Source organism: Methylomicrobium lacus (assembly GCF_041897535.1).
Lineage (GTDB): Bacteria > Pseudomonadota > Gammaproteobacteria > Methylococcales > Methylomonadaceae > Methylomicrobium > Methylomicrobium lacus_A.
The window spans coordinates 604004-626941 of the sequence record NZ_CP169217.1 but is presented as its reverse complement, the minus strand read 5'-3'; the positions used below and the strand labels follow the sequence as shown (position 1 = coordinate 626941).

The 22938-nt window shown below is 56.6% G+C and carries 18 protein-coding genes; 12 read left to right on the top strand and 6 right to left on the bottom strand.

The window, feature by feature from the left end:
* Positions 1-176: 176 nt before the first annotated feature.
* The 4 genes from ACEPPP_RS02770 to ACEPPP_RS02755 all read left to right on the top strand — a co-directional run bounded on the left by ACEPPP_RS02770 (position 177) and on the right by ACEPPP_RS02755 (position 6494).
* Positions 177-2786, top strand: a complete 2610-nt coding sequence (locus tag ACEPPP_RS02770; RefSeq protein ID WP_374089536.1) for a glycosyltransferase — start codon at positions 177-179, stop codon at positions 2784-2786.
* A 176-nt stretch (positions 2787-2962) separates the two neighbouring features.
* Complete coding sequence (locus tag ACEPPP_RS02765) at positions 2963-4486, top strand: fumarate hydratase (protein ID WP_374089535.1); 1524 nt, start codon at positions 2963-2965, stop codon at positions 4484-4486.
* A gap of 52 nt (positions 4487-4538) precedes the next feature.
* Positions 4539-5753: an argininosuccinate synthase gene (locus ACEPPP_RS02760; protein ID WP_374089534.1), complete on the top strand. Its 1215-nt coding sequence runs from the start codon at positions 4539-4541 to the stop codon at positions 5751-5753.
* A gap of 141 nt (positions 5754-5894) precedes the next feature.
* On the top strand, positions 5895-6494 hold the full coding sequence (locus ACEPPP_RS02755; RefSeq protein WP_374089533.1) for a hypothetical protein: 600 nt from the start codon (positions 5895-5897) through the stop codon (positions 6492-6494).
* Positions 6495-6649: 155 nt separating this feature from the next.
* On the opposite strand, the gene ACEPPP_RS02750 is transcribed toward ACEPPP_RS02755, so the two are convergent.
* Entirely contained in the window at positions 6650-6988 is a 339-nt protein-coding gene (locus ACEPPP_RS02750; protein WP_374090868.1) for a c-type cytochrome, read from the bottom strand.
* A 272-nt stretch (positions 6989-7260) separates the two neighbouring features.
* Positions 7261-8646 (bottom strand): siroheme synthase CysG, encoded by a 1386-nt coding sequence (gene cysG / locus ACEPPP_RS02745; RefSeq protein ID WP_374089532.1) that lies wholly within the window; start codon positions 8644-8646, stop codon positions 7261-7263.
* 81 nt (positions 8647-8727) lie between these two features.
* On the opposite strand from cysG, the gene ACEPPP_RS02740 reads away from it, so the two are divergent.
* Complete coding sequence (locus ACEPPP_RS02740) at positions 8728-8958, top strand: sulfurtransferase TusA family protein (protein WP_374089531.1); 231 nt, start codon at positions 8728-8730, stop codon at positions 8956-8958.
* Positions 8959-9022: 64 nt separating this feature from the next.
* Complete coding sequence (locus ACEPPP_RS02735) at positions 9023-11194, top strand: zeta toxin family protein (RefSeq protein WP_374089530.1); 2172 nt, start codon at positions 9023-9025, stop codon at positions 11192-11194.
* 163 nt (positions 11195-11357) lie between these two features.
* Here the strand turns inward: ACEPPP_RS02735 and ACEPPP_RS02730 are convergent, their stop codons facing one another.
* Positions 11358-11870 carry a peroxiredoxin gene (locus tag ACEPPP_RS02730; RefSeq protein WP_374089529.1) on the bottom strand — a complete coding sequence of 171 codons (513 nt, stop codon included), beginning with the start codon at positions 11868-11870 and terminating at the stop codon, positions 11358-11360.
* A 292-nt stretch (positions 11871-12162) separates the two neighbouring features.
* Between ACEPPP_RS02730 and ACEPPP_RS02725 the strand changes: the two genes are divergently transcribed.
* Genes ACEPPP_RS02725 through ACEPPP_RS02715 form a run of 3 tightly spaced genes read left to right on the top strand, consistent with a single transcriptional unit; the run spans position 12163 to position 16331 of the window.
* Entirely contained in the window at positions 12163-12501 is a 339-nt protein-coding gene (locus ACEPPP_RS02725; protein ID WP_374089528.1) for an STAS domain-containing protein, read from the top strand.
* A 9-nt stretch (positions 12502-12510) separates the two neighbouring features.
* A complete protein-coding gene (locus ACEPPP_RS02720) occupies positions 12511-12936 on the top strand; it encodes an ATP-binding protein (RefSeq protein ID WP_024296908.1) in 426 nt (141 codons plus the stop codon).
* Positions 12937-12947: 11 nt separating this feature from the next.
* Positions 12948-16331 (top strand): NAD-glutamate dehydrogenase domain-containing protein, encoded by a 3384-nt coding sequence (locus ACEPPP_RS02715; RefSeq protein WP_374089527.1) that lies wholly within the window; start codon positions 12948-12950, stop codon positions 16329-16331.
* Positions 16332-16343: 12 nt separating this feature from the next.
* Here ACEPPP_RS02715 and ACEPPP_RS02710 read toward each other — a convergent pair whose 3' ends face one another.
* The 3 genes from ACEPPP_RS02710 to glgX form a co-directional block, all read right to left on the bottom strand.
* Complete coding sequence (locus ACEPPP_RS02710) at positions 16344-16676, bottom strand: hypothetical protein (protein WP_374089526.1); 333 nt, start codon at positions 16674-16676, stop codon at positions 16344-16346.
* Between the two features lie 15 nt (positions 16677-16691).
* Positions 16692-17957, bottom strand: coding sequence for an N-acetylmuramoyl-L-alanine amidase (locus tag ACEPPP_RS02705; protein WP_374089525.1), 1266 nt, complete (start codon positions 17955-17957; stop codon positions 16692-16694).
* A gap of 295 nt (positions 17958-18252) precedes the next feature.
* The gene (glgX, locus tag ACEPPP_RS02700) at positions 18253-20343 is read right to left on the bottom strand and encodes a glycogen debranching protein GlgX (RefSeq protein WP_374089524.1); all 2091 of its coding nucleotides are present in this window, start codon (positions 20341-20343) and stop codon (positions 18253-18255) included.
* A gap of 254 nt (positions 20344-20597) precedes the next feature.
* On the opposite strand from glgX, the gene ACEPPP_RS02695 reads away from it, so the two are divergent.
* The 3 genes from ACEPPP_RS02695 (at position 20598) to ACEPPP_RS02685 (ending at position 22917) form a co-directional block, all read left to right on the top strand.
* A complete protein-coding gene (locus ACEPPP_RS02695) occupies positions 20598-20882 on the top strand; it encodes a hypothetical protein (RefSeq protein WP_374089523.1) in 285 nt (94 codons plus the stop codon).
* 250 nt (positions 20883-21132) lie between these two features.
* The gene (locus ACEPPP_RS02690; RefSeq protein ID WP_374089522.1) at positions 21133-22587 is read left to right on the top strand and encodes a TolC family protein; all 1455 of its coding nucleotides are present in this window, start codon (positions 21133-21135) and stop codon (positions 22585-22587) included.
* Between the two features lie 135 nt (positions 22588-22722).
* Complete coding sequence (locus ACEPPP_RS02685; protein ID WP_374089521.1) at positions 22723-22917, top strand: YtcA family lipoprotein; 195 nt, start codon at positions 22723-22725, stop codon at positions 22915-22917.
* Positions 22918-22938: the final 21 nt, after the last annotated feature.

Here is a 22938-nt window from a genome sequence, read left to right as displayed (position 1 = left end):
GCAAGTCTCTCAAAATTATCATTGGCCGAAGGCGATTTGCTTTATAATTTGGCCGGCCCAAAGGGTCGGGCAAGGAGAGTTTTATCGAGTTGCCGCCATCAATACTGGCCCGCCGACCCTTCCAAATCTTCACTCCCAATAACCGCATTCACTATAAAATACTTTCGAGTATCTTGATGAAAAGAACACTAACGATTTTGCTAACCTTGGCCGTGCTGATCATGGTCAATTTCAGCATTTGGAGCCACATCAACAACCCGCTGCAATTGAAGTCTTGGACCAAGACCACGATGGGGGTGACTTTCGATCCCCGGCGCAAAGAGTACACCCAGAAAAACGGTCAATTCCCGACCGAGGCCGAAATCGATCAGGATTTGGCTCTGCTCGAAAACAAGGTGCATGCGGTGCGTACCTACAGCGTGCTGAAAGGCCTGCACAAGATCCCCGAACTGGCCGCCAAGCACAATCTGAATACTACCGTCGGCGCCTGGATCGACGGCGATCTCGAAAAAAACCGTCAGGAAATCGAGACCCTGCTGCAGGTCAGCAACGAAAACAACAACAAGATCGTCCGGGTGATGGTCGGCAACGAGGTGCTGTTCCGCAACGACATTCCGGTACAGCAGCTGATCGACTATATCCGCGAGGTCAAGAAGCGCACCTGGCGTCCGGTCAGTACCTCCGAAACCTTCGACATCTGGCTGAAGCACCCGGAACTGGTCGCCGAAGTCGATTTCATCGGGGCTCATATCCTGCCGTACTGGAACGGCATCGCGGTCGAAGATGCGGTCGATTTTGTGTTCGAAAAATACAATGAACTGAAGAAGGCCTATCCGGACAAACCGATCGTGATTACCGAGGTCGGTTGGCCTTCGGACGGACAACCGTACAAACATGCGACCGCCTCGCGCGCGAATCAGGCGTTTTTCCTGCGCGAGTTTCTGAACCGAGCCGCCGAGCAAAAGATCGCTTACTACATCGTCGAAGCGTTCGATCAGCCGTGGAAAATGGAAATCGAAGGCTCGGCCGGCGCCTATTGGGGCATCTTCAATGCCGACCGCCAGCCCAAATACCCGATGGACGGCGCGGTCGTGGCTTTACCCGGCTGGAAGCACTGGGCGACCGGCGCGGCAGGCGTCAGTGCGGTGTTGATGGGGCTGTTTTTGTTTACGCGCCGAACACTGGCCTTACCGGGTATCGTCTTCTTCGGCGTGATCACGAACCTGGCCGCATCGTTCATCTTCTGGACCGTGTCGATCGGCGCGCAACAGTATCAGACCGAATTGACGATCGCCTTCTGGATTTTGCTGATCCTGATGCAGATATTGGCGCTGACGATTCTCTTGATCGAAACGATGGAAATCGTCGAAGTGGTCTGGCACCGCCGTACCACGCGCACTTTTCAGCCGCTGACGCCGTCGCCGGATTTCCGTTATCCGAAGGTTTCCATTCATCTGCCGATTCACAACGAGCCGCCGATGATGGTGCGGAAAACGCTGGAAGCGTTGGCCAAGCTCGATTATCCGCATTATGAAGTCATGGTGATGGACAACAACACCAAGGACCCTGACGTGTGGGAACCGGTACGCGAGGACTGCGAGCGGCTGGGCGAGAAGTTCCGCTTTTACCATCTGGAAAACTGGCCCGGTTTCAAGGCCGGCGCGATCAACCATGCGCTCGCCGAGACCGCGCCGGATGCCGAGATCATCGCGGTGATCGACAGCGATTACATTCTGTCGCCGGACTGGCTCAAAGCGATGGTGCCTTATTTCGATAACGAGAACGTCGGTTTCGTGCAGTCGCCGCAGGATTACCGCGACGGTCATGTGAACACCTTCAAACGCTTCTGTTATTGGGAATATGCCGGCTTTTTCAACATCGGCATGGTGCAGCGCAATGAATACAATGCAATCATCCAGCACGGCACGATGACGATGGTGCGCAAGTCGGCGCTGCTCGAGGTCGGCAAGTGGTCCGAATGGTGCATCTGCGAGGACAGCGAACTGGGTCTGCGCCTGTATGAAGCCGGCTACGATTCGGTTTACGTGAAGGATTCGTTCGGCCGCGGTCTGATGCCGGATACCATGTCCGGTTACATGACGCAGCGTTTCCGCTGGGTTTACGGCGCGATGCAGATCATCAAGGCGCACTGGAAGAGCTTCACGCCAAGTAAGAAGTCGCCGTTGACCTCGGCTCAGCGCTACTATTTCGTCGCCGGCTGGCTGCCGTGGTTTTCCGATGCGCTGGCGCTGATATTTACGATAGCGAGTTTGATTTTAACCGGCGTGATCTTCCTCGATCCGATTCACAGCGAATTGCCGGTGACGGCGTTCCTGTTGCCGACGATCGGTTTGTTTAGCTTTAAAATCCTGCGCAGCCTGTGGCTCTATCAAGCCAAGGTGCCGTGCTCGGTTTGGGAGTCGATCGGCGCTTCGCTGTCCGGCCTGGCGCTGACCCATACGGTCGCCAGGGGCGTTTGGCAGGGCATGTTCGTGCCGGGCAAGCCTTTCATGCGTACGCCGAAGTATGAAAAACAGGGGCCATTGTTCGCAGGGTTGATGGTGGTGCGCCAGGAATTGTTCCTGCTGTTGCTGCTGATCGCCGGCGTCGTCGGCATGAACTCGTTGGAGCATTTCGACAATCTGAGCGGCAAGCTGTGGATGGGCGTGCTGTCGGTACAGGCGGTGCCGTATCTGGCGACGGTGATCACGCTGCTGATGAGCATCCTGCCGCATTACCGGAAAAAATCGGCGCTGACGATCGAAGAAATGGACGAGTCGATTTAACGGCGCATAGGGCCCGGACCTGCCAGGTTTTAAGAACCCTGGCAGGTTGAGGTCAATCGCGCCGCCAAGCGCACGCATCCACCCGGTTTTGATTCAATCTTTTCGACGGCTTCGCTCGCGGTCGAACCTGTCAAAAAAATTTAATGTCTGTTCCATCCCTCCGGCAATCACCCCGTATGACGATCATCAAACAAGACGATTTCATCCAAAGCATCGCCGATGCGCTGCAATATATTTCTTATTACCATCCGCTCGATTTCATTCAGGCGCTCGACGCCGCTTATCAGAAGGAGCGGAATCCTGCCGCGAAGGACGCGATGGCGCAAATCCTGATCAATTCCCGGATGTGCGCGGAAGGCCGTCGGCCGATTTGCCAGGATACCGGCATCGTGACGGTGTTTTTGAGGATCGGCATGCAGGTGAGTTGGGATGCGGAGATCAGCGTCGCCGACATGGTCAACGAAGGCGTTCGGCGCGCCTATCTCCATTCCGACAACGTATTGCGCGCCTCGGTTTTGGCTGACCCTGCCGGCAAGCGGGTCAACACGAAAGACAACACCCCGGCGGTGATCCATATGGAAGTCGTGCCGGGCGACAAGGTCGAGGTCGAGGTCGCGGCGAAAGGCGGCGGCTCGGAAGCCAAGTCCAAATTTGCGATGCTGAATCCTTCCGACAGCATCGCCGACTGGGTACTCAAGACGGTGCCGACGATGGGCGCGGGTTGGTGTCCGCCCGGCATTCTCGGCATCGGCATCGGCGGCACCGCCGAAAAAGCGATGCTGCTGGCCAAACAGGCCTGCATGGAATCCATCGACATCAACGAACTGATAGAGCGCGGCCCGAGCAATGCGCTGGAGGAATTGCGCCTCGACCTGTATCATAAGGTCAATGCGCTCGGCATCGGCGCGCAGGGGCTCGGCGGCCTGACCACCGTGCTCGACATTAAAATCCTCGATTATCCGACCCATGCGGCGAATCTGCCGGTCGCGATGATTCCGAATTGCGCCGCGACCCGGCATGCGCATTTCGTGCTGGACGGCTCGGGGCCTGCCGAATTGACGCCGCCGAGTTTGGGCGATTGGCCGGCCGTGACCCAGGATGCGGGCGCTACGGCGAGGAGGGTCAATCTGGATGCGGTGACTGCCGAGGAGGTGGCTTCCTGGCAACCGGGCGAAACCTTGCTGCTCAGCGGCACGCTGCTGACCGGGCGTGATGCCGCGCACAAGCGCCTTAGCGACCTGATCCAGCGCGGCGAAGCCTTGCCGCAAAACGTCGATTTCAAGAACAAATTCATCTATTACGTGGGGCCTGTCGATCCGGTGCAAGGTGAAGTGGTCGGTCCCGCGGGCCCGACGACCGCGACACGGATGGATAAATTCACCGAAACGATGCTCGCGCATACCGGCTTGCTCGGCATGATCGGCAAGGCCGAACGCGGCCCCGAAGCGATCGCCGCGATCAAGAAACACCAGGCCGTCTATCTGATGGCGGTCGGCGGCGCGGCCTATCTGGTGTCGAAGGCGATCCGCAAGTCCCGCGTGGTCGCGTTCGAGGATTTGGGCATGGAGGCGATCCATGAGTTTATTGTCGAAGACATGCCGGTCACCGTCGCGGTCGACAGTCGGGGCGTCTCGGTGCACGAAACCGCGCCGGTGATCTGGCGGAAAAAGATCGCCGATCTCGCGGTCCTGTCATCCTGAGCCCGCTTTCGGTATAATTAGCGGTATTTTTAACCAAGAAATTTAAGGCGCTATGTCGGAAATCAAAAAAGTAGTATTGGCATATTCCGGAGGCTTGGACACCTCCGTGATTCTCAAATGGCTGCAGGAAGTTTATGACTGCGAAGTCGTCACCTTCACGGCCGATTTGGGGCAGGGCGAGGAAGTCGAGCCCGCGCGCGCGAAGGCGCAGTCTTTGGGCATCAAGGAAATCTATATCGATGATCTGCGCGAAGAATTCGCCCGCGATTTCGTGTTCCCGATGTTCCGCGCCAATGCCATTTATGAAGGCGAATACCTGCTTGGCACCTCGATCGCGCGCCCATTGATCGCGAAGCGGTTGATCGAGATCGCGAACGAAACGGGTGCGGATGCGATTTCGCACGGCGCGACCGGCAAGGGCAACGACCAGGTGCGCTTTGAGCTCGGTGCCTATGCCTTGCGCCCCGACATCCACATCATCGCACCATGGCGCGAATGGCAACTGACTTCGCGGCAAACCCTGCTCGACTATGCCGAAAAGCACGGCATTCCGGTCGAAATGAAGAAAGGCAAGGCCTCGCCTTATTCGATGGACGCGAATCTGCTGCACATTTCCTATGAAGGCCGTATTCTCGAGGATCCGTGGGCAGAGCCGGAAGAAGACATGTGGCGCTGGACCGTCTCGCCTGAAACCGCGCCCGACGTGCCGACCTATCTCGAATTGACCTACAAACAAGGCGACATCGTCGCGATCGACGATGTGCCGCATTCTCCGGCCGAAGTGATGGAAAAACTGAACAAGATCGCCGGCGCAAACGGTATCGGCCGGCTCGATATCGTCGAAAACCGCTATGTCGGCATGAAGTCGCGCGGTTGTTATGAAACCCCGGCCGGCACCGTGATGCTGAAAGCGCACCGCGCGATCGAATCATTGACCTTGGACCGCGAAGTTGCGCATTTGAAGGACGAGTTGATGCCGCGTTATGCGTCGTTGATCTATAACGGCTACTGGTGGAGCCCGGAGCGCCAAATGCTGCAGCAGATGATCGACGCGTCGCAAGTCAATGTGAACGGTAAAGTCAGGGTCAAATTGTACAAAGGCAATGTGATCGTGGTCGGCCGTCAGTCGGATACCGACAGTCTGTTCGATGAAAGCATCGCGACTTTCGAGGATGACGGCGGCGCCTACAATCAAAAGGATGCCGAAGGCTTCATCAAGCTGAATGCGCTCCGGATGCGGATCGCGGCGGCAAAACAATTGCGCTGATTCGCAAAAATTATATGCGGCGATGATCGATTAGCTTGTATAATTCGTGCCGAGTCATAGCATTACGATCTTTTCATAACTATAAAAAGAATGGGGCCGGATAGAGGGGGGCCAACTATCCGGTTCAAGAGGCGTTATTTGATGAGCGAAAATCAAGAATTTCATTCACAGATCATCGAGGTGCGAGGCAGGCTGCAAAGCATCCCCTCGACTCAGGCTTTGATCAAGACTAATCGATTTTTGCTGCGGACTGTTTGCCTGTTGACGGTTTTGGTCGCGGTGCTCGGTTATTTTGTGGTTCCGCCCTATCCGTCCGGTGCTTATCTGAAAAAACAGCAGATGACAGCGAATGCGGGCGAGGGCAATTCGGTGTTGAGCTCCGAAGTGAATGCGTTGAAAGGCCAAGTGATCGGTCTGGTCAGCGGTTCGATCGAAAGCAAGCTCAGGATGCTCGAAGACAGCATCAAGACGGGGACGGCGGCAAGCTCTTTGGGCACGATCGAGGATTTGAAAAACGACGTGAAGGTGCTGCGCTCTTATTCGGAGCCGGCGCAAAAAGTCGAGAAGGCGGCCGAAACCAACGCGCAGGTGCTGCAAGAGATGTCGCAGTTGAAGCGCCTGATCTATGTCAGTCTGGCGTCCTGCGGCTTGATGCTCGCGGCGGTCGCCGGTATCTGGTTTAAAAATCTGAATCTTTTGGCTTACCGTCAAACGATCAAGAATTATCTGCACAAACAATAAGCGTTTGTTGCGGAAAATAAAAAAGCCGCGTGTGCCAGTTGGCAGACGCGGCTTTTTTATTGGCTGATGAATTTGGGTAAACAAACTGGCGTTTACGAAAATCCACTCGCGGCCTAGAGCAGGGTGTCATACAACACCCTGCCAAGCGCAGAGGCTTATTTGTTTTTCAGATATTCGTACAAATCGTCGATCGCCAGTTCTTCGGTCAGGCCGGCTTTTTTAACGGCTGGGTTTTTCATGATTTCATCCAGCGCTTTTGGCATGCCGCCTCTGCCGTCACGCAGAACTTGTTCGAATTTCGCTCTGTCCAGGGTGCCGGCTTTGATCAAAGCAGGCAATTGTGGGTTAGAAGCGATGTCGTGGCAAGTGCCGCAGCCACGGCCGAAAGAACGATCATAGATTTTTTTGCCGATTTCGTTAGCTTCGCTGGAGAAAGCTTGGCCGCTCAATGTGATCAAAGCGATACCCGCGAATGTGGCTAATGATTTTTTCATGTTGACCTCTCTTGATGGTGAAAGGACTGCAGAACAGTCCGATGAATGGTTAAACTCGCTAAGGATAAGGAATTTAACAGGAAATTTCAATTCTTATTCTTTTCGCTCGGCGCTATCAATTCGTTGCGAACCATTATCGCTGCCGACAATGAACACAGACTGAATTGAACCGGCGTTATTATCGCAAGGATTGACGATCAGGGCTAGCGTTCCGGGCGAAAATCCGTTGATTTACGCCCGTTTGGGGCTAGGCGATTCAACTAGCGGCGCCTTTATGTCGTCTTGAACCATTCCAGCTTGCTGTGCAGGCTCACGACCGTGCCGATGATGATCAGCGTCGGCGCCTTGATCTGTTCGTCGGCGACCTGGGCCGGCAGCGTGGCGAGCGTGCCGGTAATCACCCGCTGATGCTCGGTGGTGCCTTGCTGAACCAACGCGATCGGCAGGTCTTTGGGGCTGCCGTGGGCGATCAGCGCCGCGCAAATCTGTTCCAGTCCGACCAAGCCCATGTAGATCACGACCGTCTGGTTCGGCGCGGCCAGTTGCGTCCAGTTCAGATTGACCGTGCCGTCTTTCAGATGGCCGGTCACGAAGGTGCAGGACTGCGCATGATCGCGGTGCGTCAGCGGAATGCCGGCATAGGTCGCGCAGCCGGAGGCGGCGGTGATGCCGGGCACGACCTGAAAAGGGATGTCTTGCTGCATCAGGGTTTCGATTTCCTCGCCGCCGCGGCCGAAAATGAAGGGGTCGCCGCCTTTCAGCCGCGCGACGCGCTTGCCGGCTTTGGCGAGGTCTGCCAGCAAGACATTGATCGATTCCTGGGGCAGGGTATGGTCATCGCGCTGCTTGCCGACATAAATCCTTTCCGCATCGCGCCGCGCCAGATCGAGAATCTCCGGCGTGACCAGGCGGTCATAAACGATCACGTCGGCCTGCTGCATCAGCCGCAAGGCGCGAAAGGTCAATAAATCGGGGGCTCCTGGCCCCGCGCCGATCAGGTAGACTTCGCCGGTAGCTTGTTGGGTATCGGTTTGCGCCAGGCTGTCCCGAAGAGTGCGCTCGGCTTCTTCGTCCTTGCCCGCATACACCAGTTCGGCGGCGCGACCCTGGAACAGGTTTTCCCAGAATATCCGCCGCAGCGCGGGCTTTGCAATCGTCTCTTTGACCTGAGTTCGATACTTTTCGGCAAGCCGGGCCAGGCGGCCGTAACTCGGCGGCACGACGCTTTCGATCTTGGCCCGAAGCAGCCGCGCCAGCACCGGCGAGGCGCCGCCCGAGGAGACCGCCGCGACCACCGGCGACCTGTCGATGATCGCCGGGAAGATGAAGCTGCATAGCGTGGGGTTGTCGACCACGTTGACCGGAATGTTCCGTTCCCGAGCGAGGCGGGAGACCCAGGCGTTGGTTTCGCCGTCGTCGGTCGCCGATACGACCAGCCGAAAATCGCCCAGATCCTCGGCCGCAAAGCGCTTTTGCAGCAGGGTCAACGGCGGGCTGGTTTGGATCGAGGCGACGCTGCCGCCGATTTCCTCGGCCACCACGGTGATGCGGGCGCCGGCCCGGGACAACAGTTCGATCTTTCTGGCGGCCACTTCGCCGCCGCCGATAACCAGGCAGGGCTGGTCCTTGAGGTTGATAAAAAGAGGGAAATAATCCATTTCGCTGCGATCATTCTCGGAGAGTTGGGAGAATGGTATTATAGGGCGTCTTTACCGAGTCTTTACAGTTAAAATCGAACGATGGTTGAATTTGATATCGAAGTCGACGCGACGGGCCTGCATTGCCCGCTGCCGCTCCTGCGCCTGAAAAAAGCGTTGCTGGACATGGACAGCGGCGCCGTGGTCAAAATGATCGCGACCGACCCGGCCGCGCATCTGGATATCGGCGTTTATTCGGACCAGTCCGGGCATAAGATCATCGAGTTTGCCCGGCACGCGGGACAGCAGATCTTTTATATCCGCAAAAAATAAGCGGCCATTGGCCGTTTTGGGCGTTTTTCCGCGGCTTCGTCTTTCCCGCCTTCTTTCGTGATTTATGAATAATAATGACCTTCCCCCTATTCCGGGATATAAGCAACTGAAGAAATTGCGCACGGTCTTGGCGATTGCGCGCGGCTGCGTGCTGCTGTCGGCGCTGCGCCAGGAGAACGAGGCGACCGTTTCGCACGATCAGACCAAGCGTGTGACCTATCTGACCGAGCTGTTCTCGCACATTCACCGGGAGATGTATCAGGACTGGAAGGAACAGTTGACCGTCAGGCACCGCCCGGGCTCGATGCTCGATCCGGGCAAGCGCCAGCAATTCCGCAAGGCGGTGGCGGGGCTCGTGCTTGACGATGAAAAGTGCCGCGACACGGCCGTTTTCGACAATAACGGCTTCGTGATCCGCACCGCCGACATCGCCGAGCGCTTGGCCGGATTCTATCTGAAGATGCGCAGGATTCGGCCGTTTTCGTACGGCAACCGGATCACGCTCGATTTTTTCATGACCGTGCTCGGCAAGCTGCCGGCCTTCAAGAGCGTTTATGAGGCCGGCATCGATTTTCGCCGGCTGAGCGCCGAGGACGCGCAGGCGTTGCATGATCAGAGCAGTTCGCTGGACGCGCTGACGACCGCGTTTGAACATGCGCTCGATCCCTCGCGTACGCAAAGCCTGCAAAACCAGCCGAACGCTTTCGGCAAATGGCCGGAACATAAAACCTTCGTCGGCGGTATTCCGTTTTTGTCGCATCGCACCGAGGACGGCATCGACTGCCTGGTCAGAATCGACGGCGGTTTGGTGCCGCTCGACAGCGTGCATGAAGAAGACTTCGTGGCGGGCAAACATTTCGCGGATTTTCCGCGCCGGGTTTCCGAGCGGGTGATCGGTTATTTGCCGGGCACCGAATCGCTGCGCGAGGCGGGAAAACACGATATCGACGGCGTTCGTGTCGGTGCGGATGAGGTGGCGCCGCTGTTCTGCCTGGACATCAACATGCTGACCGGTCTGCGTCTGCCGAGCCATACCGAGCTGATGGAACTGCTCAGGCAATGCGAAGGCGTCAAAACGCCGATTTTCAAGCTGGCCAATAACGAGGCATTGAAAATCCGTTTGCTGATCGCGGCCGATGGCGACGAGAGACTGAAACGCGGCGTCGAAATCGCCTACGAACGGCTCGGCCACATCATCGCGAAGCTGGAAGCGGCCAAAGCGGCCATTTTTGAAGGCAAAACCCCGGATGCGAACCCGAAGCTGTTCATGTGCATGGGCGGCGCCGGCTCCGGCAAGACCGCGGTCGAGGAGATCGCCAAAGCCCAGTGCGGCGACAATTTCGTGATCGCGTCATTGGACGAGTTCCGCAAGGTCAGCGATTTATACCTGGTGCTGACCACCGCCGGCCATCACAGCGACGATTATGTCTATGTCGAGCCGTTCGCGAACCGCCTGCGCGACATGGTCGCCGATCATGCGCGCACCTTCGGCTACAACCTGCTCTATGACGGTACCAGCATCCCCTATCATCCGCGTTATTCGAACCTGGTCAAGCAGTTCAAGGAAGCCGGCTTCCATACCCAGATCGCGGCGGTCGATGCCTTCATCGTGAAGCCGCACGGGCGCGAGGAAGAACTGTTCCGCTCCGGCGTGATCGACAGCGTGAAGTCGCGCTTCGAAGAAGCCGGCCGTGCGCTGCCCTGGGTGATCACCGTCTACAAGCACATCCGTTCGCCCGAATCGTTTCTGAACGCGCTCGAAGACCCGGCGCTCGACAAACTGGCGCTGTTCGCGAACGACGGCGAGCGCGGCAAGCATTATCTGGTCGCCGAAAGCTTCCTCTTGTCCGACCAGCAGGTGGAAATCTTGCGGGAGAAGCAGGGGGACGGCGGCCTGGCCGAGCATTTGCGCCTGATCATCGCCTGGCGCTATGATTCGCTGTTGAACGTGCTGTCCCTGGGAGACCAGGACCGGTTGGCAGGATTGCTCGCGCGCAATCCGGCGTTTGACGAGAGTAACGTGGCCTACCAGATTTATCCGGTGCAAAACGGCAACCGGGTGCTGTTGATCTACAACACCCGCCGGCTGATCGACTTCGTCGAAAAACGCCAGCTCAATCCGCATGCCTCCGGCGAGGAAGGGTTGTTGCACAAACCCGAAGCGCTCGCGTTCCATGTCGATCCGCATACGAAAGAACCGTGGATGACCCGACTGCAAGGGTCGGTGAACGGCTAGCCGGCTTCGACTTCGCTCAGCCAGCGAGGTATTTTGCATCGTTCCCGCGCTCCGGCGTGATAGTGCAGCCCGTGACGTTCCAGCATCACACAGCGCAGGAACGGGGTAGTCATATTCCTTTAGTGGGCGGAGACTTTCCGCCCACCATCCGGCCGAAGAGTGCTTATTCAGTCGGGGCTTCTGCCTCCCCCGCCGCTTCCTGTTCTTCAGGCTGCGGATTTTTCAGCTTGTCCAGCGTCGCCTGGGCATGGCCTTCCGGTGTGACCCCGTAGGCGACGTCCTGCAGGATGCCGTCCTTGTCGATGATGAAGGTCGAACGCAGGATGTGCATGCTTTTAACGCCGTTTTTCTCGCGTTCGCGCCAGACCCCGTAATTCACGCACATTTCGCCCTTGGTGTCCGCGAGCAGTTCCACTTTCAAGTCATATTTCTTGATGAAATCGACATGGCATTGGCAAGTGTCCTTGCTGACGCCGATCACGACCGTATCGAGCTTGGCGAATTCGTCGGCGAGCGCGGTAAAGTCGTTGGCTTCGATCGTGCAGCCGGGGGTGTCGTCTTTCGGATAGAAATACAAGACGATGTTTTTGTCGCCGGCGAAATCGTACAGGCTGACCAGTTGACCGTTCTGGTTCAGCGCTCTGAACATCGGGGCGGGTTGCAGTTTTTCTAACATCGAACACCTCAAATAGCTTTATAGTTATTATGGTACACTCAGCGAAAGGCCACGCTCCGGCGCTGATGGCCGATGAGCAAGACAGTGTGTTTGTTTGTCTGAGCGATTAGGAGCGGAACACCGTTTACAGACGATGTCCTTCGCATGATAATCAGCCGGGAAACGAAAGTCCAGCGATGGTCACGATCCGGCCGCTCAAAATGGCTTCGCCAGCGGGAAATCGGGGAAGCCTGCCGGCGTGGTCCGGCAAGAGGCGGGATTTAATCAGAACAACGATAAAATGGAAGCAGCGATGAATGCGAATCTGGAGAAAATCAACGGCTACAGTGTGTTGAATGTGCTTGAGGAGCGCATCGATGCGCACAATTCGGCCGGCTTGAAAGAGATGTTTCTGCGCCTGATCGAGCAGGGCGAGGTCAATATCGTCGTGCAATTGGACAAGGTGCGCTTCATCGACAGTTCGGGGCTCGGCGCTCTGTTGTCCGGGCACAAGAACGTGATGGCGAAGTCGGGCCGCTTTATTTTGGCGGGCTGTAAGCAGCAGGTGCTGTCGATGTTCGAATTAACACGGCTGAACCGAATTTTTGAGATTTATGGTGATCTAACAGAAGCCCTAGGAAGTGACAGTTGAAGGTTGACCATGTGCGATCCCATTATCCAGGTTGAAGTGATCATCCCGACGCAGACCAAGTATCTGAATCTGATCGGCAGTATCGGTGAACAGATTGCGAAGGATCTGGAGGAATATGCCGGCGATCGCGAGGCCCTGGCTTACCATCTGAATCTGGTGTTGACCGAGGCGACCGCCAATGCGATCAAGCATGCCAATTACAATGATCCGAAGGACACGGTCCGAATCACGATTCATATCGACGATCAGGAATTGAATATCAAGGTGTACGACCATGGCCAGGGCTTCGATCTGGAGAAGGTCGACATTCCGGATTTCGAGCATCCGAAGGAAGGCGGCATGGGTATTTTTTTCATTCGCACGTTCATGGACTCGGTCACCTACAATCGGATCAACGACGGTAACGTGCTCGAAATCATCAAGCATCTGAAATGACTGGGGCAGCGATGAAGGGAACCGGCGAAACCTGGCTGCATGACTTGCTGAAACTGGCCGAGCGCGCCTTGGGCAAGGACGCGGGGCGCGCGTTGTGCGCGAAATATCGGTCATTGGCGACCGAGAATTATCAGGCGCTGGTCCCGCCGCGCTTTGCGCTGAAAGACATGCTGCACCTGGAGCGCTTGCAGACGGCAGCTTGTCCGTCGGCAGGATTGCTGAATCCGTGCCAAAAAGTCGAGCATTACCGCCTGCATTTCTATAGCCGCGAGGAACGCTTTCTTGACGAATACATCCCGGTGCTCGAAAACCTGAACCTCCGGGCGATGGACCAGGTGCAATTCATCGCCGATGTCGAAGGTTCTTCTTATTTTATCAAAAGCTTCACGATCAAGGCCGCGCAAAATCCCTGCGCGCCGATCGCGCGCCTCCGGCCGCGCCTGTTGGCGGCGATTCAGGCAATTTTGGAGCGGCGCGTCGAAAACGATGCGCTGAACAAGCTGATCATCCTGACCGGCATGGACTGGCAGGGAATTGATGTGCTGCGCGCCTATCGAAACTATTATCTGCAATTGGCCCACCGCACGACCCGCGCGAGCATTCACCGCGCGCTGCTCTGCAATCCTGGCGTGGCCTTGTCGCTGTTTCATTATTTCGATGCGCGTTTTAGGCCTTATCAGGCCGGCGAGGATGCCGAGACCAGGGAAGAGCAGGCGCTGCTGCCGATGCATCTGGAATTGCTGCAAAGCCTGGAGAAGGTCGCCGATCTGAATGACGACCGGATTTTGCGCAACCTGTTCAATCTGATCGACGCGACGATGCGCTGCAATTTCCATTTGCGCCGGCAATCTCCCGATTATGCGATCGCGTTTAAGATCGACAGCCTCGGCGTGATCGAAATGCCGCCGCCGAAGCCGCAATACGAGATTTATGTGCATGCGGCGACGATGCAGGGCATTCATCTGCGCGCCGGCAAGGTGTCGCGGGGCGGCATCCGCTGGTCCGACCGGCCAGACGATTTTCGCGGCGAAATTCTCGGCCTGATGCAGACCCAGATCAGCAAAAACGCACTGATCGTGCCGACCGGCGCGAAGGGCGGCTTCGTGTTGACCAGCATCGGTTTGCGGGGCGATGTGGATGTGAAAGAGGCCGGCAAACAGGCTTACCTGGCGCTGATCCGGGGGCTGCTCGACCTGACCGACAATTATGACGAGGCGCAGGCGGTGTCGCATCCGCCGCATCTGGTCGTGTACGACGATCCCGACCCCTATCTGGTCGTCGCGGCCGATAAGGGCACCGCGCAGTTTTCGGACATCGCGAATGCGCTGTCGAAAGACTATCGCTTCTGGCTCGGCGACGCGTTCGCGAGCGGCGGTTCGCACGGCTATAACCACAAGGTCTTGGGCATTACCGCGCGCGGCGCCTGGGAGTGCGTCAAACGGCATTTTCGCGAACTCGGCAAAGACATCCAGAGCGAGGCGTTTAGCGTAGTCGGCGTCGGCAGCATGGACGGCGACGTATTCGGCAACGGCATGCTGCTGTCGCCAGCTATCCGTTTGCGCGCGGCATTCAGCGGTCAGCATATCTTCATCGATCCGAATCCGCCGGAGGGCGAGGCGGCGCTGCGGGAACGCAAGCGGCTGTTCGAACTGCCGGGCTCCACCTGGAACGATTACGACCGCACGCTGCTGTCCCAAGGCGGCGGTATCTATTCGCGCGCCGCGAAAGACATTCCCTTGTCGCCCGAGGTCAAAAAATGGCTGGGTGTGCATTACCGCTCGCTCGACGGCGAATCGCTGATACGCTATTTGCTGACCGCCGAGACCGATCTGCTGTGGCTTGGCGGTATCGGCACCTATGTGAAGGCCGGCAGCGAAAAACATGAAGAGGTCGCCGACCGGGCGAACGACAATGTGCGCGTCGATGCGGCCCTGCTGCGCGCGAAGGTGGTAGGCGAGGGCGCGAACCTGGGCTTTACCCAGCTGGCGCGCATCGAATACGGCCTGAAGGGCGGCCGCATCAATACCGATGCGGTCGACAATTCAGCCGGCGTCGATACCTCCGATCATGAAGTCAATCTGAAAATCTTTCTGACGCTGCTGACCAAGAAGAACCGGCTGGTCGGCGGCCAGGCCTTGTTTGCCGAGATGACCGAGCAGGTCAGCCGGTTGGTGTTGGCGGACAATTATGCGCAGAGCCAATGCCTGTCGCTGGAACAATTGCGCGCGGCCGAAAGCGCGGCGCCGTTTTTTCAGGTCGCCGAGCGTCTGGAGGCTGCGGGCTTTTTCGAAGGCGCCAGCGAGTTGTTCCCCGGCGAAAAAGACGTGCAGAGCCGGCCGGCCAAGGCGATTACCCGACCCGAGTTTGCGGTGTTGATGTCGGCCGCCAAAATGTTTCTGACCGGAGAGATTCAGGAGAGCTCGGCGCTGCTGGGCGATCCGTGTTGCGATGCCTATCTCAGCGCTTATTTTCCCGATCCGATCGTGAAGGATTATCAAGACGCGCTGTCCCTGCACCCGTTAGCCGAGCAGATCAAGGCGACCTTCATCAGCAACAAGATCATCAATCAGGCGGGCTGCCGGTTTTTGAGTACGCCTACCGACGGCGATAAAAACGATTTGTCGGAGCGGATCCATTGGTATCTCGGCTTTGAACGCCTCTTGGATGCGGATGAATTGCGGCGGCGTATCGAACGTCTGGATAATCAGGTTCCGGCGGCGCAGCAATATCAATGCCTGCTCGACATCGAAAACAGGCTCGACCGCCTCTGCGGCTGGGTGTTGCGGCATCAGCGCCGAATCCGGTCCGATGCGGCATCCATGGAGCGCTATCGGCGTTATTTGCAGGACGCATGGCGCTATTTCGGCGAGCAGGTCGACTTGAATGCGACCCCGGCCGCAGCGCGTCTGGCGCACTATGAAGGCCGGGGCTTGGACCGTGAGCTTGCTCTCCGAATGGCTTTCATCGCCGGCCTGGATGATTTTTTATGGCTGGTTGATCTGGCGGCAAAGGCGCAACAGGATTTTGCGGCCGTTTCACGACGCTATCGGGAAATCACCGCGCTGCTGAGGCTCGATACCGTCTTCGAGCGGCTAAATCTGTTGCCGAGCCAGGATGTCTGGCAGGCCAGGGTCGGCGGTGCCTTGCGGGAAAAACTGATGACGCTGACCGGCGATGTGTTGCTCGATAGCGTCGCCAGTTCGGCACCTTCGTGCGATGCGTATTTCGCAGCATGCAAAGAGCCTGGCGAGATGAGGCGTTATTTCGATCTTGTCGAAGAGGTTGGCGATCTCACGCCGACGCATTTGTACCCCTATCTCGTCCTTTGCAACCAGATGGAAAGGTGGGTCGCGGGGCTTTCTGCGCCCTCAAACGGCTTTGATGCAGGGCGTTAAAGTCGTTTAAGATCAGGGACGATTAAGGATTGGCTCAAAAATAACTTCCCGAAATCCGCTACGGAAAAGCCCGATAATTCCAACGAGGAAGATGTTTATCAAAAACGATCCTGATGTTTTCGAGAAAATCCGCGGCGCATTTTTCCCGGTCTCATAAACGCCCGCCAACACCTCCACCGTGACCTTCAATCCGGTGGAAGTTTTTGCCTGTTTTTGACGAAATCCTAAGCTGGGAATTTCGGCAATCCCTGTGGCGTGTAGGATGCTGAAGACCTGCCAAATTTTTAAAACCTGGCAGGTCTGGAAGTCATGTGGAGCCTTGCAACGAAAGAGGCGTGCCTCCATCCTTGGCGAAACCCTTTACAGTTCCGCCACCCGCGTGTCGTTCGGCGTATATTGCTTGAAGTAACTGCGCACGCCTTTGAAGATCGCCGTCGCAATAGTCGACTGATGATCCGCGCTGTTCAGTTTACGCTCTTCGCCCGGATTGGAAATAAACGCCGTCTCGACCAGGATCGACGGAATGTCCGGTGACTTCAACACCAGAAAACCCGCTTGCTGCACGGTCGTAAAATGCAGGCCGCCGATGTTTTGAAAACTTTTCAGCACATGCTTGGCGACATTGCTGCTGGCCTCCAGCGTCGCGGTTTGCGATAAATCCAGCAGCACCGAAGCCAGTACCTCTTCCTTGTCGTCGAGGCGGACGCCGCCGACCAGATCGGCCGCGTTTTCGCTGTCGGCAAGCCAGCGCGCCGCTTCGCTCGAAGCGCCGCGGTTGGACAGTGTAAACACCGATGCGCCTTTTACATCGGCCTTCTGATAGGCATCGGCATGCACCGAGATAAACAAATCGGCATTGGCGGCGCGGGCAATCTCCATACGTTTTCTGAGGTCGACATAATAATCGCCTTTACGCACCAATACCGCGCGCATACCCTTTTGGCTGTTGATCAGCGCCGCCAGTTTTTTGGCGATCGCGAGCACCACGCGCTTCTCCTCGGTGCCGCCGGGGCCATGTGCGCCCGGGTCCTCGCCGCCGTGCCCGGCGTCGATCGCGACCACGATGTTTCTGCCGCTACGTCCGGTCGGCAGCGTTTCGCTGGCCGGTTTGGCCGAGGTGCCGTCTTCGGAGGCCTTCTTAGCGACTTTTTGCGGAGCCGATGCCTTCGCTTCGGTTTTGGCGGCGCGCGCGATCGGCTTCTCCGCTGCCGCATCGCCATCGGAGAGCGGGCCTTTATCGGTCAGATCAACGACCAGGCGGTGGCCATACATCTTGTTCGGATTCAGCGTGAAGCTTTCATAACCGACCTGTCTTTTCAAGTCGGCCACGATTCTTAGGCTTTTCTGTTTCTGGCTCGCGCGGATGCTCGAAAAAAAAGGATGCGAAGCGGGCGGCTGCGACAACTTGCCTTTCAGGCTCGCGTTGTCAATATCGATCACCAGCCGGTCGGGCTGGTTGACCAATGAAATGTTGTGCTCGGGAATGGCGGACACGTCTATCATCATTCGGCTTTGTTTCGCCGAACTCCAGAAATGCAACGAATTGACATTCACCTGTCCCGCCAGGACGAGGCTGGAAAAAAGTTGTAACGCCAGCAAAAAGAATGATTTAGCGAGATGTCTCATGGCCGCCGCCTACATCAATGATAATTTCGTTTAAATTATAACAATATGTACTTGTTTTACATAGGGGTAAACAAAAATTATTTAGAGAAAATTAAATGCCTGGTTTGGGTGCGGGCCGGGGGATGGAATGAGTTCTGTGATGAAAAGAGGTTTTTGAAGATCGAGCCTATCCGCATCTGTCTGCAAGTCCTTTTAATTTATCGAAATCGCTTGCCGGACAGGTTTTAAAACGACAGGAGGCATAAAAAAGGGCGTTTGAACGCCCTTTTGGGGTGGCGGCGGGTTTAAAACTCCCTCAAGGTGGGGGCGAGCTTTCCATTACCACGACCGATTTCGGCTCGACCGTGTAATGCTTGCGCTTATGCTTGGTCTGGTCCTTGGGATCGGGCGCGTCCTGCGGGGAAGGCCTGGATGTATCGATCGCCATGTGCCAGCTCATGTGTTTAAGCGGTGGCAGTTCCATTTCGACCTTGCTGTCCGACATGTTCAGCATTACATGCAGATGTCCGCTGCCTTCGCTGGCGGCGGCCAGGGTAAACGCCAATACGCGGGCTTCCGGGTCGTACCAGTTCGGTTGGTCGATCCTCGCGCCGTGCCAGGAAATATCGGGCAGGTTATTCTCGTTGTGTTTCTGGCCGCTCAGAAAGCGGCGGCGCATCAACGACGGATTGCGCTTGCGCAGGGCGATCATGCGCTGTACGAAGCGCAGAATTCCGCGCTTGTCGGCGCTGATATTCCAGTCGAACCAGGTCAATTCATTATTTTGGCACCAGCCGTTATTGTTGCCGTGCTGGGTTTTCAAGAGTTCGTCGCCGGCCAGGAACATCGGTACGCCCTGGCTCAGCAGCAAAATCGCAAACGCGTTTTTGACCTGCTTGATCCGAAACTCGTTGATGACTGGGTTGTCGGTCGCTCCTTCGACGCCGCAATTCCAGCTCAAGTTATGATTGCAGCCGTCGCGGTTGCTTTCGCCGTTCGCCAGGTTATGTTTGTCGTTGTAGCTGAACAGGTCGAGCAGGGTAAAACCGTCGTGGCAGGTGATGAAATTGATGCTGTTGATCGGCAGACGGCCTTCGGGATGGTAGAGGTCGCTGCTGCCGCAAAGGCGCGTTGCCAGATCGCCGATCAGGCCTTTTTCGCCGCGCAGGAAGCGGCGCACCGCATCGCGGTAGATACCGTTCCATTCGGCCCAGCGGTAGCCCGGGAAGCTGCCGACCTGATACAGACCGGCCGCGTCCCAGGCTTCGGCGATCAGTTTGGTTCTGGCCAGCTTTTCGGACAATTCGATCGCCCATAACACCGGCGGATCGCGCAGCGGCATGCCGCCTTCGCCGCGCGCCATCGCGCTGGCGAGGTCGAAGCGGAAGCCGTCGACATGCATGTTTTCGACCCAGTATTCGAGGCAGTCGACGATAAAATTGGATACGAACGGGTGATTCGCATTGACCGTGTTGCCGCAGCCGGTGTAGTCGCGGAATACGGTCTTGTTCAAGGCATCGATGTGATAATAAATTTCGCTGTCGATACCCTTGAAATTGATGATCGGTCCGCCCGTACCGCCTTCCGCGGTGTGATTGAACACCACGTCCAGGATCACGCCGATGCCGGCCTTGTGCAGCGCCTTGACCAGGTCGCGAAACTCCTGGATGTGCGTCCCCATTTCCGGCGTCACGCAGTAACTCGGATGCGGGCTATAAAAGCTGTGCGTGCTGTAGCCCCAGTAATTCGACAGGCCCAGGTCGGCGGTGCCGGGCGGCACGTCCTGTTCGTCGAAGGCCATCACCGGCAGCAATTCGACATGCGTGATGCCGAGTTCCTGCAGGTAAGGAATTTTTTCGATCAGTCCGGCAAAAGTTCCCGGATGTTTGACGCCGGAGCTGTGATGGCGGGTAAAGCCGCCCACGTTCAATTCATAAATGATCGCGTTTTCGCTGCGTATCGCCAGCGGCACGTCGCCTTCCCAGTCATAATGGTCATCGACCACCATGCTGCGCATCGAGGTGCGGATATTGTCGCCCGGCATACAGGCGGCCTTTCTGTCCCAAAGTTTCTGGCTGACCGCGCGCGCGCACGGATCCAGCAGATGTTTGTTCTTGTCGAACATCTGTCCCGTTTCAGGGCTGTTGTTCGGTCCGTCCATTCTCCAGGTGTACCAGATGCCGGCCGGCAACTTCTCGACGAATACATGCCAGGCGTAAAACGTCCGGTTCACTTGCGTTTGCAACGGGATCGACTGAAACGGCTCCAGGCTTTCGGCGGTTTCGAACAGCAGCAACTCAACGGCTGTCGCATGACGGCTGAAAATCGAAAAATTGACGCCGTTTGGATTTGCCGTCGCGCCGGCGGGGTAAGGATAACCTGTCTTGATATTATAAATTTCGGCCAACGAACTTTTCCTTCTATCGAATTTGCATTAACGCCATGCGCTTTTAACCGACGAGCGCGGATGTGGCCGGCGTTATTTGGATTTTGTGAGATAAATTAGGATATTTCCTTTTGCTAATGCATAAGGCAACTCGGCTCCTCGCCAAATCAGTATAAGCAAAAAACAAACCCAATGAGATTAAATTAGCGTGAAAGCCGCTGCGAGGGTGTGGGAACGGGTGCCTGTAAGCATAAATCTACACGGATTACGCAGGCTTGGCAACGGCGGGAGTAATTCAAAGCGCAGGAAGCGCATTTGCGGTCGTCAATCCAACGTATGAAGACGTTAAAACGGCTATCGATACGACGCCAGCAAAAGTCGAAGACGCGATTACGGCCCTGAACAAGGGTACCGACAATGAAGAGGTGGGCAAAATGGTTTCCGACGCCCGCCAAACGCAAAAAGATATCGCCAATAACGTGCTCGATGTGAAACGCAACCGGGCCAGCGGCGTCTTGAATGCAGATTCGGTCTGTTTTGAGAAATTCAGAAGTTACTAATGTAGTAATAGTTCGGTCTATAGACATTATGTTAATCTTGTAAAGCAGGATTTATTGCTGTATGTAGTATCCAATCGGTGCCGAATTTTGCAAAATGAGTTTTTCAACCGCCTGCTAGGTTTTCGAAAATGCGGTCATTCCATAACAAAATTAGCGTTTGAACAAAGTGTTAAGTCTGCGAGAGGCGCTACGCCGTAAATGCTATCACTTGCTTTCATTGTGGGCATGTCTGCCGATAAGTGTCAGCGGTGTGGCGATAGCCATAGCGCTGGTATTGACGGCTTGCGTGCCGCCGAGCGCGGTGCAATTTGATGAACCCTATTTGGAGGCTCCGCCCGATCCTGCCGTTGACTGGCATGAAGATCGGATCTCAACCGGCACGCAGCAACCTCTTCTATCCAGCCGGCCGCTTGAGGAAAGCCCGATCGATACCCGGCAAACCTACGACCTGCCCGCGCTGGTCGATCTGGCCTTGCACGCCAACCCGGAAACCCGGGTGAGCTGGGAGGAGGCGAAAGCCGCCGCTGCCGGGTTCGAAAGGAATCGCAGCGCTTGGTATCCGACCTTGACGGCGATGGCTTTCGGGCAATATTTCAAGACCAGCTTCCCGATCCCCGGAGGCGCGCTGGTCAGCGATGGTCACTCCGCTTATGGCGGCCTGGATCTGGCATGGACGCTGTTCGATTTCGGACGCCGTGAGGCCTTGGTCGATGCGGGAGCACAACGCTTGAACGCCGCCAATTTTGCCTTCAACCGCAAACACCAGGAAATAGCCTTCCGGGTTGCAAGCAGTTTTTTCGCCTATCAGGCGGCGGTGGCCAAGGTCACCGCCGCCCAGCAAACCTTTGAGTCCGCCAGGGCCAGCTCGGCTTCGGTGCAGGCGAAACTCGGCAAGGGGCTGGCGACGCGTCCCGATTTGCTGCTGGCGCTTCAGGAGCAGGCGAAATCCAGCTATGATCTCCAGGATGCCCGAGGCTCTGTGCTTCAGGCAAAGGCCGATCTGACGACGAACCTGGGCATCTCGCCTTCTTATACCCTGAAACTGATCGACCTGAGCAAGCTGCCGTTACCGGCGGGCCTTGTGCCGTCGGTCGAAAAAATTGTCGATCAGGCCTTGGAGCAACGTCCCGATCTGATGGCGCGGCTAGCAGAATTGCGCGCGCGCGAAGCGGAGGTGAAGAAGGCCAGGGCCGAATTCTGGCCCAAGTTTTCCCTCGGCGGCACGCTTGGCAATCAATACTGGGGAAATGTGCGCACAAATCCGCCCGGTAATGAGACTTATTCGGCCAGTAATCTGGTCGGCACCGCGATGCTGAACGTGGAATGGACTTTGTTCGACGGCTTTGAACGCAGCAATGCGGTGCATGAAGCGGAAGCCCGGAAGGAGGCTTCCAGGGCTGAGCTTGAGACTTTGCGATTGGAAATCATGCGCGATATCTGGAAAGCCTATGCCGATACCAAAACCGCGCTGGAAAAACGCGAGTTTGCGTTAGCCTTGCTGAAGGCCGCCGAAGAGTCTTATGCCGCCACTGAAGAATCCTATACCCACGGCTTTTCGACGGTGATAGAACTCTTGTCCGCGCTAAAGGATCTGGCGCGCGCCCGGTATACCGAAATCGACAGCCGCGCCACCTTGCTGCGTTCCGCGGCAACCCTGGTTTATGCTTCCGGAGGGCAAAGCCGGGGAGATTCGAATTCACCCTAAAATCAATCCCATGATATTACGAAAATTATTGAAGTTTTCTTCCATACCCAGGCGCAAATGATGACGTTCCTGTCGAGTTTACGAAAAACGGCTGCCCCGGTTATTTCCGCGGTTTTTTTGACGGCTTGCGACCCGATGCTGAGTATCGAAGGTTCATTCTGGCCGGCCTGGATCATCTGTATTCTTGCCGGGCTGATCACCAGCATGGTGCTGATGTGGCAATTGGTCAGGTTCAGGCTGGCGCCGCATCTCGGACCGCCGCTGTTGATCGTGCCGAGCCTGTGGGCGTTGTGCACATTTCTGATCTGGTTGTTATTTTACGCGACGTAAACGCGGGTGCCGCCCATGATG

What these genes read in the sequence shown, in the direction of transcription:
- ACEPPP_RS02770 (WP_374089536.1), top strand. Translation starts at nt 177, where the DNA reads ATGAAAAGAACACTAACGATTTTGCTAACCTTGGCCGTGCTGATCATG.
- ACEPPP_RS02765 (WP_374089535.1), top strand. Translation starts at nt 2,963, where the DNA reads ATGACGATCATCAAACAAGACGATTTCATCCAAAGCATCGCCGATGCG.
- ACEPPP_RS02760 (WP_374089534.1), top strand. Translation starts at nt 4,539, where the DNA reads ATGTCGGAAATCAAAAAAGTAGTATTGGCATATTCCGGAGGCTTGGAC.
- ACEPPP_RS02755 (WP_374089533.1), top strand. Translation starts at nt 5,895, where the DNA reads ATGAGCGAAAATCAAGAATTTCATTCACAGATCATCGAGGTGCGAGGC.
- ACEPPP_RS02750 (WP_374090868.1), bottom strand. Translation starts at nt 6,988, where the DNA reads ATGAAAAAATCATTAGCCACATTCGCGGGTATCGCTTTGATCACATTG.
- cysG (WP_374089532.1), bottom strand. Translation starts at nt 8,646, where the DNA reads ATGGATTATTTCCCTCTTTTTATCAACCTCAAGGACCAGCCCTGCCTG.
- ACEPPP_RS02740 (WP_374089531.1), top strand. Translation starts at nt 8,728, where the DNA reads ATGGTTGAATTTGATATCGAAGTCGACGCGACGGGCCTGCATTGCCCG.
- ACEPPP_RS02735 (WP_374089530.1), top strand. Translation starts at nt 9,023, where the DNA reads ATGAATAATAATGACCTTCCCCCTATTCCGGGATATAAGCAACTGAAG.
- ACEPPP_RS02730 (WP_374089529.1), bottom strand. Translation starts at nt 11,870, where the DNA reads ATGTTAGAAAAACTGCAACCCGCCCCGATGTTCAGAGCGCTGAACCAG.
- ACEPPP_RS02725 (WP_374089528.1), top strand. Translation starts at nt 12,163, where the DNA reads ATGAATGCGAATCTGGAGAAAATCAACGGCTACAGTGTGTTGAATGTG.
- ACEPPP_RS02720 (WP_024296908.1), top strand. Translation starts at nt 12,511, where the DNA reads ATGTGCGATCCCATTATCCAGGTTGAAGTGATCATCCCGACGCAGACC.
- ACEPPP_RS02715 (WP_374089527.1), top strand. Translation starts at nt 12,948, where the DNA reads ATGAAGGGAACCGGCGAAACCTGGCTGCATGACTTGCTGAAACTGGCC.
- ACEPPP_RS02710 (WP_374089526.1), bottom strand. Translation starts at nt 16,676, where the DNA reads ATGGAGGCACGCCTCTTTCGTTGCAAGGCTCCACATGACTTCCAGACC.
- ACEPPP_RS02705 (WP_374089525.1), bottom strand. Translation starts at nt 17,957, where the DNA reads ATGAGACATCTCGCTAAATCATTCTTTTTGCTGGCGTTACAACTTTTT.
- ACEPPP_RS02685 (WP_374089521.1), top strand. Translation starts at nt 22,723, where the DNA reads ATGCTGAGTATCGAAGGTTCATTCTGGCCGGCCTGGATCATCTGTATT.